The following is an 18760-nucleotide window of genomic DNA, read 5'->3' on the forward strand; positions in this document are numbered from 1 at the left end:
AAGTCGTCGTGGGGCCGGTCATCACGGTGTCGGCGTGGGGGTCGGTGTGGGTTCGGGCTCCGGTTCGGGGCCGGGGTCGCACGTCCTCGAGACCGACTGGGTGGTCGGGCTCAGGTTCCACGCCGCGTTCCACGAGACGGTCACCTGCGCACCCTCGGCCCGAACAGCGCCCGCCGGCACCACCCAGCTGCCCGCGGTGTACGCCAGCGCCGTGTCGTCGTCGTCGTAGAAGACCAGGGCGGCGTCGGACCACGCGACGGCGGCGTCGCCGTTGCTCGACGAGCTGCCGAGCGACAGCGTCGATCCGGCGACGCAGCTGTCGATCGACCAGCGTGCCTGCACCTGGTACGGGGCGCTGCCCGCCGCCGGTGTCACGGCGCCGCGCGCGGACTCCGTGCCCCAGAACCGGTGGCGATAGTAGACGCGGATGCCCGGGTCGCGGTCGTAGACCGAGGTTCCCGGCCCCCAGTTCTCGAACCGCACGTCGTTGAGGCGCGGCGGCTTCTGGTCGGAGCGCGGGGTGTCGGTGATGCGCCAGCGGGCCTGCTGCCCGTCGATCACGGGAGTGGGAGCCACGGTGAAGGTGTACCCGGCGGGCGCGTCTGGGCTCTGCTCGGCCCGCACCGTCGCCTCGGCGGTGGCGGAGCCGAACGAGTCCGAACCGTACCAGGACTCGACGCAGACGAGGAAACGGTACTCGCGGCCGTCTTCGAGCCCGGTGAACGAGCGTCGGTCGCCGCCGGCGACGGGGTCGCAGGAGCCCCGGTCGTCGTAGAGCACGATGTTGTAGCGCAGCTCCGACCCGGTGCCGTTGGGCTGCGCGGTGGCGATCGCGTCGACGGTGACGTACCCGTCGTCTGACGAGCGCGCTGTGACGGTGAGGGCGGGGTTGAGCGGGGCGCCGACGCCGTTGGCCGAGATCGTGACGGTCTGGCCGTTGGCGACGCCGCCGAGGCCCGGCGGAAGCGAGAATCGCGACAGCGGCGTGATCGCCACCGGGGTCGACGAGTTGGAGCCCACGCGGAAGCTGCGCACCTCGATCCGCTCCGAGTTGCGGCCGACGGCGACGCGCTGGGTCTCGCCGGCGGCGCTCACGATCTCGAGCGTGCCGGTCTGCGCGGCATCCACCCCGTCGATGACCAGCGAGACGATTCCCCCGTCACCCGAGGTGACCACCGGCGACCACGACACGCTCTGCGGCGACGCGGGCGGGTTGTAGGCCCACGCGGTCGTGCGCACGCTCTCGGCCGACTCGCCGACGGCGTTGAGTGCCCACACCTCGTACGTGCGCTGCTCGCCGTTCGGAGCCGAGATCGGCGGGCACGCGCCGTCGGCGCCGCAGCGGGCCACCTCGTCGCCGCCGACCCGCACGATGAAGCCCTCGACCGCCGGGTAGGCGAGACGTGCGTCGCCCGGGTCGACCTGCAGCGTGACGGTGCCGTCGTCGTACGCGATCTGCGCGACGCTCGCTGCGGACTTCGGGAAGCCCAGCAGGTCGAGGGTCACGCGGCCGTCGCGCTCCGAGCTCGTGACGCGGCCCTGGGCGTCGCGCACCGAGAACGACGCGGTGCAGGTCGCGCCGGGTGCGTCGTCGGTCCAAGATGCCGTCACGGCCGTCGCCGAGGCGAGTGCGAACGACACGCCGGTGCAGCTGCCCGTGGGGCGGACTTCGACGAGTTCCAGAGGCGTGCCCGGGAGCGGGTTGACCTCGCCGGAGGCGCCGATGACGTCGAGGGTGCACGACGCGCCGGAGGCCTGCGAGCACTGCTGCACCAGCGTGCCGCCCTGCGGCAGCGTCGACGGCGCCGCGCCGACGCGGAGGATGAGGCGCGCCGGCGTCACGGCGGGATGACTGGTGACCGACACGACGACGGTCTCCTCCACACCCGGCACTGCCGCGTCGGCGCCGACGACGGTGAGGATCGAGCCCTGCTGCGTCAGTGTGAAGGCCGCGCCGGTGTGCTCGAAGGCGTACTCGATACCCTCCCAGTCCTCGCGCAGCTGCCACGTGGTCATGTCGCGCAGGTCGTAGCTGACCGTCTCACCGGGGCCGACGGTGATCGAGGCCGGCCGGAGCTCGGGCTGCGGGTCGAGGGGCTCGACGATGATCGGCACCGACAGGTACGTCCATTCGTCCTCCCCGGTGAGCCGCACCGGCACCCGGCACGCGTCGACCCACGGCGCCCCGGCTCCGGCGTCGTAGCGCAGCACGGTGCCGGACTCGACCACGCACGCTGCCTCGGTGCGGGCGCCCGAGGCCTGCACGTCTTCGCCGATCTCGATCGTGCTGCCGCGCGGGGCGGCGACGAGCTCGGCCATGTCGAAGGTGGCGGATGCCAGCTCCTGCACCTGCGGAGAGGGGGCGCCGGCGCGGAGGGCGAGCGCGACGTCATCGTCGCCGGGCACCCGCAGGAACCCGTAGCTGGTCACTTCGCCCGCGAGGCCCTCGCCCGTCACGGCGAACGGGATGAGGCGCGAGGCCGCCGGCAGGTCGCCCCGCAGCGTCGACCCCGACACGGTGACGCCGTCGGGCGAGCCCCAGAGCGACAGCTCGAGGTCGGAGACGTCTCCGCCCGACCAGGTGACCTTGTCGGCGAGCACGTCGACACCGCCGACGAAGTCGTCGCGGGTCTCGACCGTGAGGGTGGTGTCGGTGACGACGGGGTAGTCGGGGACCACGTCGCGCACGACCTTCACCACGATGAGACCGCGGCCGGTGTTGCCCGACGACGACTCGACGTCGTAGAGGAACGACATCGTCGCAGGCTCCTCGCCCGCGGCGATCACGACGGTCGTGTCGTCGACGTCGAGCAGCCGCTCGTCCCAGCGCGCGTACTCCGGGTTGTCGCTGCCGTCGATGAGCGCCACGGGGGCGTCGGGGCGCACCGCGGTGATCGACAGCTCGCCCATCGTCGGATCGACGTCGTTGGCCAGCGGGCTCACGCGGATGCTGTTCTCCTCGCCCGCCTGCACCTGCACGTAGTCCGTGAAGGTGATCGGGCTCGGGTTCGCCTCGGCATCGAGCACGCCGACGCGCGCGGTCCCCTCGGCCGTCTCGCCGAACGCGTCGGCAACCTGGTAGCGGAACGAGCGCTGGCCGCTGTCGCCGGGGACGCTGGTGTAGAGGATCCCCGATCCGTCGGCGGCGACCGTGGCCGATCCGCGCTCCGGCTGAGTGACCACGCGTCCCAGGGTGACGACGTCGCCGTCGGGATCCATGCCGAATCCGTCGAAGGGGATGAGCACGGACTGCCCGCTGAGCACGCGACCTTCGAGGGTGTCGGCCGCCGGCGCCCGGTTCGCCTCGTCGTCGATCACCCGGACGCGCACCCGCGCGCCGTCGGCCAGCGCCGGGGCACCCGGCGTGAACACCGAGTAGTCGACCGCGTACTCCCCCGGCTCGTCGGGTGCGAGGTAGCGCAGCACGTCGCCCGATGCGAACGCGAGGGCGTCCTCGGTCGTCGAGGCGACGGTCGCGGGGTTGAGGGTCGGACGGCCGCCGGCCGGGGAGATGTCGTTGTCGAGGACGGGGATGTCGATCTGCGCCCCCGCGCGCACGACGATCGAGTCGTCGACCGCGATCGGCGCGAGGTCGGGTGCCGACGGCAGCAGGTACACCGTCGCCTCCCCCTCGACGCGCGCACCCTCGTCGTCGGTGCCGTCGCTGACCACGTAGCGCACCGTGCCCAGTCGCCCCGGGCCGCCGTCCTCGGTCGTCCCCGACACGCGCAGGTTGTTCTGGCCGACGGCGTCGACGGTCAGGGTCGCCCCGGCGTCGGCATCGGCGACGACGTCGCTCAGCAGCAGCACGCGGCGGGTCGGATTGGAGACGACGTCGAAGACGTCGAGCGTCGCGTCCTCCTGCGGATGCACGAAGGCGACGACGGGCGCCGTGGCCAGCTGGGCCGGCGCGTCCTCGGGGAGCAGGGTGATCCGCGCGGTGGCCGTGGCATCCGACCCGTCCTCGTCGGCCACCGTGAAGTCGACGCGGTAGGTGCCCGGCGCTTTCGCGCTGAAGTCGAACGAGGTCGAGCCGCCGACGATCGTGGCTGTGGCCGAGGCGTCGTCGAGCACGCGCACCGATTCGAGCGACATCGTGCCGGCCGTCCCCGTGACATGGTCGGCCACATCGACGGTGATGCCGGACTGAACGGTGTCGGTGATCGCGAACGACTGGGCCGTGAGCGCGGGCTGCGGCGACACGCGGACGACGAGCGACTTCTGCGCCGTCTGCCCCTGCGTGTCGGCGACCGTCACGACGAGGTCGACGAGCTCCTCGCTCCCCCCGCCGCGATCGCTGTGCTGATAGACCACGTCGCCGCTCGGAGTGGCCGCGACGCTGCCTCCGCCCGACGGATTGGTCACCGAGAGCAGCAGCAGCGGATCGCCCTCCGGGTCGACCCAGCCCGACAGCACCGGAACCGTGACGGTGCCGCCGAGGGCCACTTCGGGCTCGGGCCACTCCACGAGGCATCCGTCCACACCGCACCACACCGGGGCGGACTCGGCGTCCGCGCCGGCGACGTTCAGCGTCACGGTCGTCGGCTCGGAGGTCAGTCCGTTCTCGGCGGTTCCGTCGGTCACGGCATACGAGAAGGTCGCCGACCCCGTGGCGTCGGGTTCGACGCGCACGGCCAGCCGCTGACCGTCGTCGGTGATCGAGACCGTGCCGAACTCGGGCTCGAGGCCGCCGACCGACGTGGGGTCGATCGTGAGCACGTCCTCGTTCGGATCGTGGTCGTTGAGGAGCACCTGGAGCGCGGAGAGGCTTCCGGCGCGAACCCCGAAGGCGTCGGGCTCCGCCACGGGAGGCTTCGGATCGAGGACCACCTGCAGCTGCTCGTCGCTGGGCACCGCGTCGGGGTTCGTCTGGTCGTCGAGAGACCAGTCCTGACTCGACGCGATCAGCGCACCGTCGGGGACCGACCACGCCCACCCGGAGCGCAGCTCGTTCAGGATCATCGACGAGCCGCCGGCGACGAACACCGGCCGCCGCTGGTCGGAGATCGGCCTGCCGCGGTAGTCGAGCGTCTCGGCGGTGCCGTCGGAGCCCCACAGCTGACCCGCGGCCTCGCCCTGCGGCAGCCACGCGGCGTACACGACCCCGTCGTGCTGCACCGGCTCCGCGGGCGTGCCGAGCACGACGCCGTCCTCGGTCCCCTCCTCGAGGGCCGGCCCCGAGCCGTCTGCCGGCACCCGCACGAGCGACGTCTCACCGGCGACGTAGACCGCGGTCCCGTCGGCGACGGGCTGCCCGACGACCACCGTCCCCGTCGTCGGGGTGGGCGCCGATCCCGGCACATCGCGCAGCCAGACCTCGCCGTCTTCGGCGTCGACGACCGCCCACGTGTCGCCCGCGGCCGTGACGAGAGGCGCGGCGAGGCCGTCGGGCTCGAACGGGTCGCGACCGGCGACCTCGTCGCCGGCGAGGTCGTACCGGAGCACCGAGGCATCCGCCCGCGAATAGGCGAACAGCATCCCGCGCTCGTCGACGGCGATGGCGTCGGCCGTGTACTGCGGGGCGTCCTCGTCGTCGCTCGGGAAAGGGTCGAGCTGCGCCACGTCGCCCTGTTCGATCCGGCCGGCGTACACCGCGCCCGAGTCGGTGAGATAGGCGACATACCCGTCGGCGGTCGACACGTCGGTCGTGCCTGCCGGCGTGGATGCCGAGGACTCGAGAGCCTCGTCGTCGAGGTCGATCGGCAGGGCCTCGTCGATGCGGGTGACCTTGCTGTAGCTGTCGCTGAAGATGTAGGCGGCGTCGCCGGACTGCACGACCTGGTCGGGGTTGCTGATGCTGCGGACGGTGTCGAGCTCGCCGACCGCGGTGTTCACCCGCGCGTAGCGCTTGCCCTCGCCGGTCTGCAGAGCCCACACCGCGGTGTCGACCTCGGGCGTCTCCTGCGCGTCGAGTCCGGGCCAGACGACGGTGGCGCCGACGACCAGGGCCACCGCGGCCAGCGAGGCCGACAGCCCGATGACGGTGCGTCTCCTCATCCGAGCGTCCCTGTGAGCAGCAGCGCGCCGACGATCGCCGCCGCAGTGACCACAGCCCCGGCGATGACCCCGACGACGAGCGGCATCGCCTTCGCCCGCTGCCGCGACGGGGCCGAGAACTCGGTGTCCTCATCGCGCGCGAGGCCCGCGACGCCCGACGTGGTGCGCAGCTTCCGCCGGTCCTCCCGCACGATCTGCGACCGCGCCGGTCCGCGCATCGCCGAGTCCGAGAAGTCGACCGGCGCGGATGCCGCCCAGTCGTCCTCGGGGATCTCGAGAGGCGTCGCCGACAGACCGAGCTCGGTCTGCACGGCGCGCAGCGCCTCGGCGAATTCACGCGCCGAACCGTGCCGGCGAGCGGGGTCGCGGCTCATCGACGCGGCGAGCAGCGTCTGCAGGCTCTCGGGCACGTCGGCGCGCGCGATGGGCGTGTACGTCGCCCGCGCGATGCGCTTGCGCAGCAGCTCCTTGGTGTTCTGGCCGCGCTCGCGACGCTCGAACGGGCTGTGACCCGCGAGCAGCGAGTAGACGGTGGCGCCGAGGCTCCACACCTCGCTCGCGACGGTGCCGGGCGTCTGCTCGGCGATGACCTCGGGGGCGCTCCACGGCACCGACATCGCCAGCACCTCGGAGTCGCTGCGGTGCATGAGCGACGACGAGATTCCGAAGTCTGCGAGCACCGGGGTGCCGAAGGTGGTGACGAGGATGTTGCTGGGCTTGACGTCGCGGTGCACGAGGCCCGCGCGGTGGGCCGACTCGAGTGCGCTCGCCATGCGAACGCCGATGTTCAGCACCTCGGGCACCGGGATGCGCTCGAGCCGGTACCGCTGCGAGAGCGACCCCGGGCAGAACTCCATCACGATGTACGGCCGGCCGTCGGCCGAGATGCTCGCCTGGTAGACGGTGACGATGGCCGGATGCGCCGACAGGTGGGCGAGCACGTCGGCCTCGGCGTTGAACATGCGCCGCAGCTCGGGGTCGCGGACGTCGCTCGGCATCACCTTCACCGCGACGTTGCGGCGAGGCATGTCCTGCTCGTAGAGGAAGACGTCGGCGAATCCGCCCGACCCGAGGGGGCGGATGTACGCCAGCCCGGGAAGGATCGGGGGCGCGGAGGGAAGCCGTGATGCCACGTCGCCCTCCATCCGCCCCAGCGAAGAGCACGCCCTCCCGATCGGGCGCGCAAACCCGAAAATGCTAACAGGGCGCGCCGTGCGCCACTGACAGCGTGTGCACAGTCTGACTCAGACTGTGGGGTCGTGGGGGTCGAACGGTGCGTCGAGCGACCGGGTGAGCTCATCGAGCATGGCCGTGATCTGCGGTTCGACGTACTCGGTGATCGCCGCCTGGATGCGCAGGCGATGGTGGAGCAGGATGGTGCACACCTCGCGCCCGACCATGTTCGCGTAGTCGTCGGCGAGGCCCACCTCCTGCCGGAGAGCAGCCTTCGCCTCCTCGCTGAGCGGCGGCAGGGCCGGCACGTCGGCATCGGCCTCGGCCGCGAGACCCGAGATCGTGAAGAGGAACGGCGCTCCCGGAACCGGGTCGGGATCCAGCGGCAACCCCTCGTACTCGGGGTCGAGGCCCTCCCCCGGCCGATACGAGCGCGACCGGTTGCGGGCCGACTGCTGATCGAGCTCGGTCTGCAGCATCGGCAGGTTGAGCGAGGTGTACTCCGCGACCGAGCGGTCGACGATCGTCTTGATGCGCGTCGACAGCCCGTGCTGCACCGCGTGCGGCACGTCGGAGCCGAGGCCCGCGGCCGACAGCACCGGCGAGCCGAGGCAGCGGCGGCACGGTGCGACACGACCGCGATGGGTCGAGGGCTCCCAGCGGGGCAGCCACAGCAGCCAGGCGTCGACGGCCTGGCTCACCTGCGTCTCGAGCGAGCGCTCCACGCTGACCAGGGTATTACCGCGCGGGCCGGATCGCCGGGATCCTGCGGCATCCTTCATCTTCAGATGGAGACGGATGCCGCGTGCTCACTCGTCGAACTCGTCCTCCCACGGCCACCGTGGCCGGCTCGCGCGGGTGCGGACGAGAGCCACCCCGCCCCAGGCGCACACCGCGGCGGCGCCGGCGACGACGACCCCGAACCACGTCGTCGAGATGCGTCCGGCGACCGCGACGGCCGAAGCGAGGTCTCCCCCGGTCGCGACGACCGCCACGACGAGGGCGAGGAGATAGGCCAGGAAGGTCGCCGCGGCGGTCCACGCCGCCGCCCAGTAGGTCGGCGGCACCCGCCGCAGCCCCGGCCACAGGGCAACCGCGAACACGCCCGTCGCCACGACCGCGGCGACGATGCCCGGGCTCTGGCCGAGCCCCCGCACCGCGATGACGTCCTCACCGGTGGCGAGGCTCGTCATGCCGAGGCCGAAGATGAACAGGGCGACGAAAGAGATCGTCGCGAGGGCGAGCGCCGCGGCCGGGCGGACGGATCCGCCCGGAGCCGCGGGGCCCGTCATGTCACTGCCGGACGAGCTGGGGACCGGCCTCGAGGGTGCGCTCGTACTCGCGCTGCGCCTCGACGTTCAGCTCGGTGACGCGCTTGCCGCGAGCGGCGACCCACGCGCCGAACCAGATCGTGAGCTCGCGCCCGATGAGGAAGGCCGCGATCGCGAGCGGTGCGAGGAGTGCGCCCTCGACCACCTCGCCACCCTCACTCGGGGTGAGCATCCAGAACGGAGCCTGGAAGAGCTGACCCAGGATGTAGCCGCCGTAGGAGGCGACACCGACGAGCAGGCCGAAGACGACCCACGCGCCCCACCGGCCGCGGTTGATGATCGCCCCGAGCAGCCAGAAGGCCAGGAAGAACAGCGCGACGGGGGTCCAGAAGCCCCACTGGCTGAGGGTGAGCGTCGCCGCTTCGGCGACGTCGCCCGCCGCGGAGTCGGCGACATCGCCGGTGACCGCCCAGAGCCCGATCCACGCGCCGAAGAAGAGCACGGCGAAGGCGACTGCCGCCAGCAGACCGATCGCGCCGGCCGCGCCACGGTTGCCGCGGGGACGCGGCGCCTCAGGAGCCTGCACGAAGATGGGCTGCGGAGCGGCGGCGGCGCTCGCGGCGGCCGCACCGGCGTAGGCACCCGCGGGCGCCTCGTACGCCGTGGTCTGTGCGTCGTACGCGGTGGTCGGCGCGTCGTCGGCGACCGGCTCGCTCGGCGTCACGAGCGGCTCGGCGGGCGTCTCGTAGACCGTGGTGGGCGCGGCTGCGGCGGGCGCCGGCTCCACGCGCTCGTAGTCGAGGGCCGCGGCCTCCGGGCTGTTCCACGGATCTGGGTCCGCGACGGGCTCGCCGGCGACAGGCGCGCCGGTGGCGACGGGCTCGCTCACGGCCGGCTCGCTCGGGGCGACCGGCTCCGACACGGCGGGCTCGGCGTCGACGGGTGCCGACTCGGTCGCCGCGGCATCCGCCCCGGCATCCGTCGCGGCCGGAGTGTCGCCACGGGCGGCCTCGGCATCGGCGAGCCCTTCGTTGGCGCGGCCGACCACATCGTCCACGGTGGCGGGCTCTTCGATCGGCTCGCCGTACGACGACTTGGGGTCACTCATCGGGGCACTCCTCACGCGGGGCCCGTCCCCGCCGCTAGCGAGATTAGCCCCATGAAGCCCGCACACGGCGGAGGCGTGCCGCGTGATCGCGCGACCGCGCCGCGCCGCCGCGGCGAGGACAGGAGGTGCGCCTAGGGTGGGCGCATGGCATCCCGAACCGTCCGCGCGGCCGCGGCGGCGGCATCCGTCGTCCTCGCCTTCGCCGCCCTCGTCGCCTGCGCGCCCGAGCCGACCACCGGTGCAGACGCGTCGGGCGGCGCGACGCCGACCCGCAGCGTCGACCCGACGCCCATCGCGACGGTCACCGGGATCCCCACCACGCTCGCCGGCATCCCCGACGACTGCGAGGAGATGCTCGACGACGACGTGCGCTCCCAGCTGGCCGATGTGCCCCTCAACGACCCCGCCACGGGTGAGGACACCGGGGTGCAGGGAGACGGGTCGCTCGTGTGCCTGTGGCGGGATCCGGCAGCCGACACCACGTACCTGAAGACGACGATCGCGTACATGTCGCGCGGCCCCGCGCTCGACATGCTCAACGAGCTCGCCGACGACGAGGACTTCACCTGCTACACGCCCGACGAGGGCACGCGGTGCGAGAAGACGTGGGAGAACGAGGAGTTTCCGGTCGAGGACGGCCGCACGCTCTACTGGCGCGACGGCGTGCTGATCGACACGCAGTACTCGAACCTGGCGCCGACGGGCTACACCGCCGCGATCGTGGAGTCGATCTTCGGCTGACCCCGCGCCCGCCGGGCGTCAGCCCCAGACGTAGGTGCGGAGGCGCTCGGTGTAGTCCTCCGGATGCCACGTCGACTCCGTCGTCGCGAGCCAGAGGTGCCCGCGCACGACGTGCTCCTCGAGCACCCCGGCCTCGGTGCGGACGCACGTGAGGGTGTCGTCGACGCTCGAGCAGTCGAAGCCCTGCCCGCGCAGGGCCGGATCGGCCAGTGCCGCGGCATCCGTCTCGACGAACGCGAGCGTGGTCGCGACGGTTCCGGAGTCGCCCGTCCACCGGCACGAGACCCGCACCTCCGGCGTCAGCGCGTCGACGAGACCCGTGGCTGCGGTGGCCGGAGCGGACAGATCCTGCTTCAGCTGCGCGTCGCGGGCGAGCAGCATCCGCGACCAGAGATCCGACGGGTAGAGCTCCCGGCAGTCCAGTCGCCCGTCCGTCGCGAGCTGCGCAGGGGTGGGTTCGGCCTCGCGTGCTTCGGCAGCCGTCCCCCGGCGCAGCGTGTCACCGGTCCACTCCACGACGGCGGGGATGCCCGGCAGCGCCAGCCAGACGAGCGCGCCGACCACCGCGGCGCACAGGAGCCCGACGGGCACGGCGATCCAGCGGTTCCGTCCGCCGATCCGCGCCACCCTGCCACCCCCTCGCTCCACGGTACGTCGGGCTCCACGGCGGGGCGTCGCGGCGCGCAGAGGTCGGCCGCACCGGAAACGCCGAAGGGCCCCGGGAGAACCCGGGACCCTTCGGACGAGAGCGCTTCAGACTCAGTTGTACGACGTGAAGTCGCCGTCGGTCGAGAAGCTGTCGAAGTCGACGTAGCTCAGGTCGGCATCGGTGTACGCGCCGTCCGAGGCGAAGATGCGGTTGGGGTACCGCTCGCTCTTGGCCTCCTCGGTCGCCTCGACCGTGACGTTGCGGTACTTCGAGAGTCCCGTTCCGGCAGGGATGAGCTTTCCGATGATGACGTTCTCCTTGAGGCCGACGAGCGGGTCGCTCTTGCCCTCCATCGCAGCCTGCGTGAGCACGCGGGTCGTCTCCTGGAAGGAGGCGGCCGACAGCCACGACTCGGTCGCGAGCGACGCCTTCGTGATACCCATGAGCTCCGGGCGACCCGACGCGGGGCGCTTGCCCTCTGCCACGGCCTCACGGTTCATGTTCTGGTAGCGCTTGAAGTCCACCAGCTCACCCGGAAGCAGCGTCGTCTCACCGTGGTCGACCACGGTGACCTTCCGCAGCATCTGGCGCACGATGACCTCGATGTGCTTGTCGTGGATCGGCACACCCTGCGAGCGGTACACGCCCTGGACGCCGTTCACGAGGTACTTCTGCACCTCGCGGGCACCCATGACACGCATGACCTCCTTGGGGTCGAGCGTGCCGACGAGGATCGGCTGGCCGACCTCGACGCGCTGGCCGTCCTCGACCAGGAGCGTGGCGCGCTTGAGCACCGGGTAGACGTGCGGCTCGTCGCCGTTGTCGGGCGTGAGGATGACCTTCTTCGACTTGTCGTTCTCGTCGATCGTGATGCGACCGGCCGACTCGGCGATGGGCGACGCACCCTTGGGGGTGCGGGCCTCGAAGAGCTCCTGCACGCGGGGAAGACCCTGCGTGATGTCGTCGGCCGAGGCCGAACCACCGGTGTGGAAGGTACGCATCGTCAGCTGCGTGCCGGGCTCACCGATCGACTGGGCCGCGATGATGCCGACGGCCTCGCCGATGTCGACGATCTTGCCGGTCGCGAGCGAACGGCCGTAGCACTTCGCGCAGACACCGACGGCCGAGTCGCAGGTGAGCACCGAGCGCACCTTGATGGACTCGACACCCGCCTCGACCAGCTTGTCGATGAGCACGTCGCCCACGTCGTCGCCGGCCGCCGCGAGGACGGTGCCCTGCGCGTCGACGACCTCGGCCGCCAGCGTGCGGGCGAACACCGAGTTCTCGACGTTCGCGTCGCGCACCAGCACGCCGTCGCTGCCGGGGGCGGCGATGACGAACTCGAGGCCCTTCGACGTGCCGCAGTCCTCCTCGCGGATGATGACATCCTGCGAGACGTCCACGAGACGACGGGTGAGGTAACCCGAGTCGGCGGTACGGAGGGCCGTGTCAGCCAGACCCTTGCGGGCACCGTGCGTCGCGATGAAGTACTCGGCGACCGACAGACCCTCGCGGTACGAGGAGATGATCGGACGCGGGATGATCTCACCCTTGGGGTTGTTCACCAGGCCTCGCATACCCGCGATGTTGCGGATCTGCAGCCAGTTACCACGGGCGCCCGACGAGACCATGCGGTTGATGGTGTTGTCGGCCGGGAAGTGGTCGCGCATCGCCTTCTGGACCTCGTCGGTCGCCTCGGTCCAGATCTTGATGAGCTCCTGGCGACGCTCGGCGTCGGTGGTGAGACCCTTCTCGAACTGGCCCTGCACCTTGGCGGCCTGCTTCTCGTAGCCCGCGACGATCTCGCCCTTGTTGGGGGGCGTGAGGATGTCGCTGAGCGCCACGGTCACACCCGAGCGGGTGGCCCAGTAGAAGCCGGCGTCCTTGATGCGGTCGAGCGAAGCTGCGACCTCGACCTTGGGGTACTCCTCGGCGAGCTTGTTGACGATCTGCGACAGCTTGCCCTTGTCGGCCTGCTCGCGGACGAACGGGTAGCCCTTGGGGAGCGTGTCGTTGAAGATCGCCTGACCGAGCGAGGCGTCGAGCAGCCCGTGACGCTCGTAGCCCTCGGGCGCTTCGCCCTCGAGGAACGTCAGACCGGGAACGCGGATGCGCACCTTCGCCTGCAGGTCGAGGGTGCCCTCGTCCTTGGCGAGGATCGCCTCCGAGACCGAGCCGAACACACGACCCTCACCGGCAGCGCCCTCCTTGACCGTGGTCAGGTGGTGCAGACCGATGATCATGTCCTGCGAGGGCAGGGTGACCGGGCGGCCGTCCGACGGCTTCAGGATGTTGTTCGAGGCGAGCATCAGGATGCGGGCCTCGGCCTGAGCCTCGACCGACAGCGGCAGGTGAACGGCCATCTGGTCGCCGTCGAAGTCTGCGTTGAACGCAGCACACACGAGCGGGTGCAGCTGGATCGCCTTGCCCTCGACGAGCTGAGGCTCGAAGGCCTGGATGCCGAGGCGGTGCAGCGTGGGAGCACGGTTGAGGAGCACCGGACGCTCGCGGATGATCTCCTCGAGCACGTCCCAGACCTCGGGACGGGTGCGCTCGACGGCGCGCTTGGCGGCCTTGATGTTCTGCGAGTGACCGAGGTCGATCAGGCGCTTGATCACGAACGGCTTGAACAGCTCGAGAGCCATCTGCTTCGGGAGACCGCACTGGTGGAGCTTGAGCTGCGGGCCCACGATGATGACCGAACGGCCCGAGTAGTCCACGCGCTTGCCGAGCAGGTTCTGACGGAACCGGCCCTGCTTGCCCTTGAGCATGTCGGACAGCGACTTGAGCGCACGGTTGCCGGTACCGGTGACCGGGCGACCACGGCGGCCGTTGTCGAACAGCGCGTCGACGGCCTCCTGCAGCATGCGCTTCTCGTTGTTGACGATGATCTCGGGGGCACCGAGGTCGATCAGGCGACGGAGGCGGTTGTTGCGGTTGATCACGCGGCGGTACAGGTCGTTGAGGTCGGAGGTCGCGAAGCGGCCACCGTCCAGCTGCACCATCGGGCGCAGCTCCGGCGGGATCACCGGAACGACGTCGAGCACCATCGAGGCCGGGCTCATGCCGGTCTGCAGGAACGAGTTGACGACCTTCAGGCGCTTGATCGCACGGATCTTGCGCTGGCCCTTGCCCTCGGCGATCTGCAGGTGCAGGTTCTCCGCCTCGGCGGCCAGGTCGAACGCCTCGAGGCGACGCTTGATCGACTCGGCGCCCATGTGGGCCTCGAAGTACTGACCGAAGCGGTCCTGCAGCTCGTGGAAGATCTCGTCTTCGCCCTTGAGCTCGCCGACGGAGAGGGTGCGGAAGTCCTCCCACACCTTTTCGAGGCGGGTGACCTGGTCGTCCGCGTTCTTGCGGATCGAGGCCATCTCCTTCTCGGCGGCGTCCTTGACCTTCTTCTTCTGGTCGGCCTTCGCGCCTTCCTCCTCGAGGACGGCGAGCTCCTCCTCCAGCTTCTGCAGGCGGGCCGCGACGCGGGCGTCACGACGGTCCGCGAGCGTCTTCAGCTCGAGGCGGATGTTGCTCTCCTGCATCGCGAGGTCGCGGTGACGAGCATCCTCGTCGACCGAGATGACCATGTACGCGGCGAAGTAGATGACCTTCTCGAGGTCCTTCGGGGCCATGTCGAGCAGGTACCCGAGGCGCGAGGGCACGCCCTTGAAGTACCAGATGTGGGTCACGGGAGCGGCGAGCTCGATGTGGCCCATGCGCTCGCGGCGCACCGAGGACTTGGTGACCTCGACGCCGCAGCGCTCGCAGACGATGCCCTTGAAGCGCACGCGCTTGTACTTGCCGCACGCGCACTCCCAGTCACGCGACGGTCCGAAGATCTGCTCTCCGAAGAGGCCGTCCTTCTCGGGCTTGAGCGTGCGGTAGTTGATGGTCTCGGGCTTCTTGACCTCGCCGAAGGACCAACGACGGATGTCGTCAGCGGTGGCCAGGCCGATGCGAAGCTGATCGAAAGTTGTTGATTCGAGCACTAGTTCTCAGTTCTCCTGTGTCGGAATTCTGTTCGTTGCCTGGCGACTTAGATCTCGTCGATCGACGAGGACTCGAAGCGGCTGGAGATGTTGATGCCGAGCTCTTCCGCTGCGCGGAAGGCGTCGTCGTCGGTGTCGCGGAGGTTGACCGCCGTACCGTCCGCCGAGAGCACCTCGACGTTCAGGCAGAGCGACTGCATCTCCTTCATGAGCACCTTGAACGACTCGGGGATGCCCGGCTCCTGGATGTTCTCGCCCTTGACGATGGCCTCGTACACCTTGACGCGGCCGAGGATGTCGTCGGACTTGATCGTGAGGAGCTCCTGGAGCGCGTATGCGGCGCCGTAGGCCTCGAGGGCCCACACCTCCATCTCACCGAAGCGCTGGCCACCGAACTGCGCCTTACCACCGAGCGGCTGCTGGGTGATCATCGAGTACGGGCCCGTCGAGCGCGCGTGGATCTTGTCGTCGACGAGGTGGTGCAGCTTCAGGATGTACATGTAGCCGACCGAGATCGGAGCCGGGAACGGCTCGCCGGAGCGGCCGTCGAACAGCTGCGTCTTGCCCGTCGAGTCGATCAGGCGCACACCGTCGCGCGTGGGCAGGGTCGAGTCGAGCAGACCCGCGATCTCGGCCTCGAACGCGCCGTCGAACACCGGGGTGGCGACCTTCGTGTTCGCGGGGGCCTCGAACGCCTGCTGCGGCAGCTGGGCGGCCCACTCGGGCGTGCCCTCGACCTTCCAGCCCTGCTTCGCGATCCAGCCGAGGTGGAGCTCCAGCACCTGGCCGAAGTTCATTCGACCCGGGATGCCGAGCGGGTTGAGGATCACGTCGACCGGGGTGCCGTCGGCGAGGAAGGGCATGTCCTCGACGGGGAGGATCTTCGCGATGACGCCCTTGTTGCCGTGGCGGCCGGCGAGCTTGTCGCCCTCGGTGATCTTGCGCTTCTGGGCGATGTAGACCACGACGCGGCGGTTGACGCCCGAGCCGAGCTCGTCGTCGCCGTCCTCGGCGTTGAACTCCTTGACCGCGATGATCGTGCCCTGCTCACCGTGGGGCACCTTCAGCGACGTGTCGCGCACCTCGCGGCTCTTCTCGTTGAAGATCGCGCGGAGCAGGCGCTCCTCGGCCGACAGCTCGGTCTCGCCCTTGGGCGTGACCTTGCCGACGAGGATGTCGCCGGGGCGCACCTCGGCGCCGATGCGGATGATGCCGCGCTCGTCGAGGTCCTTGAGCAGGTCGGGGCTGACGTTGGGGAGATCACGGGTGATCTCCTCCTTGCCGAGCTTCGTGTCGCGGGCGTCGACCTCGTACTCCTCGATGTGGATCGAGGAGAGGGTGTCGTCCTTCACCAGGTTCTGGCTGAGGATGATCGCGTCTTCGAAGTTGTGACCCTCCCACGTCATGAACGCAACGAGGAGGTTCTTGCCGAGGGCGAGCTCGCCGTTCTCGGTCGCAGGACCGTCGGCGATGACCTCGCCGGCCTCGACGCGCTCACCGGCCGAGACGACCACGCGCTGGTTGTACGACGTGCCCTGGTTCGAGCGGTCGAACTTGCGCAGGAAGTAGTCCTGCACGCCGCCCTCGTCGAGCTGCACGGTCACGACGTCGGCCGAGACCTCGACGACGACACCGGCCTTGTCGGCGGTGATGACGTCGCCGGCGTCGATCGCGGCGTAGCCCTCCATACCGGTGCCGACCACGGGCGACTCGGAGCGCAGCAGCGGAACAGCCTGGCGCTGCATGTTCGCACCCATGAGGGCGCGGTTCGCGTCGTCGTGCTCGAGGAACGGGATGAGCGAGGTCGCCACCGACACCATCTGGCGCGGCGAGACGTCCATGTAGCCGATCTCCTCGGCGTGGAACAGGTCGACCTCGCCACCCTGGCCGCGACGGGCGAGGACGCGGTCGTTCGCGAACGAACCGTCGGCCTTCAGCTCGACACCGGCCTGCGCGACGATGTAGTCGCTCTCCTCCGAAGCGGTGAGGTAGTCGATCTCGTCGGTCACCTTGCCGTCGGTCACGCGGCGGTACGGCGTCTCGATGAAGCCGAACGCGTTGATGCGCGCGAACGATGCGAGCGAGCCGATCAGACCGATGTTCGGGCCTTCCGGCGTCTCGATCGGGCACATGCGGCCGTAGTGCGAGGGGTGGACGTCACGGACCTCGACGCCTGCGCGCTCACGCGACAGACCACCGGGGCCGAGCGCCGACAGGCGGCGCTTGTGGGTCAGACCCGCGAGCGGGTTGTTCTGGTCCATGAACTGCGACAGCTGCGACGTTCCGAAGAACTCCTTGATCGCGGCGACGACGGGACGCACGTTGATCAGGGTCTGGGGCGTGATCGCCTCGATGTCCTGCGTGGTCATGCGCTCGCGGACGACGCGCTCCATGCGCGACAGACCGGTGCGGACCTGGTTCTGGATCAGCTCGCCGACCGCGCGGATGCGGCGGTTGCCGAAGTTGTCGATGTCGTCGACGTCGAGGCGGATCTCGGCCGCCTTGCCGCCGCGGACACCCTCGAAGACGGTGTCGCCGCGGTGCAGGCGCACGAGGTACTTGATGGTCTCGACGATGTCCTTGACCGTCAGCACCGACTCGCCCAGCTCGGACTCGAGGCCCAGCTTCTGGTTGATCTTGTAGCGACCCACCTTGGCGAGGTCGTAGCGCTTCGGGTTGAAGTAGAAGTTGTCGAGGAGCGCGCGGGCGGCCTCGGCGGCGACCTGCTCGCCCGGACGGAGCTTGCGGTAGATGTCGCGGAGCGCGTCTTCCTTGGTGAGGACGGTGTCCTTGGAGAGCGTCTCCTCGATCGAGTCGAAGCCGGCGAACTCGTTGAGGATGTCTTCGCTGGAGAGGCCGAGAGCCTTCATGAAGACGGTGACCGACTGCTTGCGCTTGCGGTCGATGCGCACGCCGACCTGGTCGCGCTTGTCGATCTCGAACTCGAGCCAGGCACCGCGCGAGGGGATGATGCGCGCCGAGACGATGTCCTTGTCGGAGGTCTTGTCGGGCGTCTTGTCGAAGTAGACACCGGGCGAGCGCACGAGCTGCGACACGACGACACGCTCGGTGCCGTTGATGATGAACGTGCCCTTGTCGGTCTGGAGCGGGAAGTCGCCCATGAAGACCGTCTGGGTCTTGATCTCACCGGTCTGGTGGTTCATGAACTCGGCCTCGACGTAGAGCGGGGCGGCGTACGTCTTTCCGCGCTCCTTGCACTCCTCGATGGAGTACTTCTCGGGCTCGAGGTACGGGTTCGCGAACGAGAGCTGCATGGTCTCGCTCAGGTCCTCGATCGGCGAGATCTCCTCGAAGATCTCCTCGAGACCGCTCTTGTCGGGAACGCCGGTGCGGCCGGTCTCGGCCGCCTCCTGCACACGGGCCTTCCAGGCCTCGTTGCCGACGAGCCAGTCGAACGACTCCGTCTGCAGCGCCAGAAGGTCGGGGACCTCCAGCGTGTCGGAGATCTTGGCGAACGAGAGGCGGGAAGCTCCGCGGCCGTTCTTGAGGGTGGTGGTGGATGCGTTGCGCGCAGCAGCCAAGGGGATTACCTCCGTGGGCCCGTAGGCCCCATATCCTTGTCGTCAGGTTGGGTGCTCGATCGTCCCCGAAGCCCGCGCGTCACGCCTCGCATCGAGCGAGGGCGCACGGGCACAGCCGACCACCATATGAGGGCAGGGGGAATCCAAGAGCGCAACTACCCACTATACGCATCAAGACGCGCCATGTAAAGCGGGATCCTTGACGACCTTCGGATGCTGCGGTATACGCGCCGTCGGGGGCCTTGCAGAACCGGTCACGACGGCTCGATCGACGGCTCGATCGTCGGCTCCCCCGG

Annotated in this window: 9 protein-coding genes; 1 reads left to right on the plus strand and 8 read right to left on the minus strand. The window is 70.1% G+C overall.

Annotated features, from left to right (window positions below):
* Positions 1 to 21: 21 nt before the first annotated feature.
* The 5 genes from JOD63_RS11615 to JOD63_RS11635 form a co-directional block, all read right to left on the minus strand.
* Positions 22 to 5997 carry an Ig-like domain-containing protein gene (locus tag JOD63_RS11615; protein WP_045275951.1) on the minus strand — a complete coding sequence of 1992 codons (5976 nt, stop codon included), beginning with the start codon at positions 5995 to 5997 and terminating at the stop codon, positions 22 to 24.
* Positions 5994 to 7130 carry a serine/threonine-protein kinase gene (locus tag JOD63_RS11620; protein ID WP_157004002.1) on the minus strand — a complete coding sequence of 379 codons (1137 nt, stop codon included), beginning with the start codon at positions 7128 to 7130 and terminating at the stop codon, positions 5994 to 5996. The genes JOD63_RS11615 and JOD63_RS11620 overlap by 4 nt, the downstream gene beginning before the upstream one ends.
* Positions 7131 to 7241: 111 nt before the next feature.
* Positions 7242 to 7895, minus strand: coding sequence for a hypothetical protein (locus JOD63_RS11625; protein WP_045275949.1), 654 nt, complete (start codon positions 7893 to 7895; stop codon positions 7242 to 7244).
* A gap of 84 nt (positions 7896 to 7979) precedes the next feature.
* Entirely contained in the window at positions 7980 to 8462 is a 483-nt protein-coding gene (locus JOD63_RS11630; RefSeq protein WP_045275948.1) for a hypothetical protein, read from the minus strand.
* A 1-nt stretch (position 8463) separates the two neighbouring features.
* The gene (locus tag JOD63_RS11635; RefSeq protein ID WP_045275947.1) at positions 8464 to 9549 is read right to left on the minus strand and encodes a hypothetical protein; all 1086 of its coding nucleotides are present in this window, start codon (positions 9547 to 9549) and stop codon (positions 8464 to 8466) included.
* Positions 9550 to 9693: 144 nt separating this feature from the next.
* On the opposite strand from JOD63_RS11635, the gene JOD63_RS11640 reads away from it, so the two are divergent.
* Entirely contained in the window at positions 9694 to 10290 is a 597-nt protein-coding gene (locus JOD63_RS11640) for a hypothetical protein (RefSeq protein WP_045275946.1), read from the plus strand.
* An 18-nt stretch (positions 10291 to 10308) separates the two neighbouring features.
* On the opposite strand, the gene JOD63_RS11645 is transcribed toward JOD63_RS11640, so the two are convergent.
* From JOD63_RS11645 to rpoB, 3 genes are all read right to left on the minus strand, one after another.
* Positions 10309 to 10917, minus strand: a complete 609-nt coding sequence (locus tag JOD63_RS11645; protein WP_045275945.1) for a hypothetical protein — start codon at positions 10915 to 10917, stop codon at positions 10309 to 10311.
* Between the two features lie 132 nt (positions 10918 to 11049).
* The gene (locus tag JOD63_RS11650) at positions 11050 to 14922 is read right to left on the minus strand and encodes a DNA-directed RNA polymerase subunit beta' (RefSeq protein WP_045275944.1); all 3873 of its coding nucleotides are present in this window, start codon (positions 14920 to 14922) and stop codon (positions 11050 to 11052) included.
* Positions 14923 to 14969: 47 nt separating this feature from the next.
* On the minus strand, positions 14970 to 18464 hold the full coding sequence (rpoB, locus tag JOD63_RS11655) for a DNA-directed RNA polymerase subunit beta (protein ID WP_045275943.1): 3495 nt from the start codon (positions 18462 to 18464) through the stop codon (positions 14970 to 14972).
* Between the last annotated feature and the right edge of the window lie 296 nt (positions 18465 to 18760).

This window comes from Microbacterium terrae (genome assembly GCF_017831975.1).
Lineage (GTDB): Bacteria > Actinomycetota > Actinomycetes > Actinomycetales > Microbacteriaceae > Microbacterium > Microbacterium terrae.

What these genes read in the sequence shown, in the direction of transcription:
- JOD63_RS11615 (WP_045275951.1), bottom strand. Translation starts at nt 5,997, where the DNA reads ATGAGGAGACGCACCGTCATCGGGCTGTCGGCCTCGCTGGCCGCGGTG.
- JOD63_RS11630 (WP_045275948.1), bottom strand. Translation starts at nt 8,462, where the DNA reads ATGACGGGCCCCGCGGCTCCGGGCGGATCCGTCCGCCCGGCCGCGGCG.
- JOD63_RS11635 (WP_045275947.1), bottom strand. Translation starts at nt 9,549, where the DNA reads ATGAGTGACCCCAAGTCGTCGTACGGCGAGCCGATCGAAGAGCCCGCC.
- JOD63_RS11640 (WP_045275946.1), top strand. Translation starts at nt 9,694, where the DNA reads ATGGCATCCCGAACCGTCCGCGCGGCCGCGGCGGCGGCATCCGTCGTC.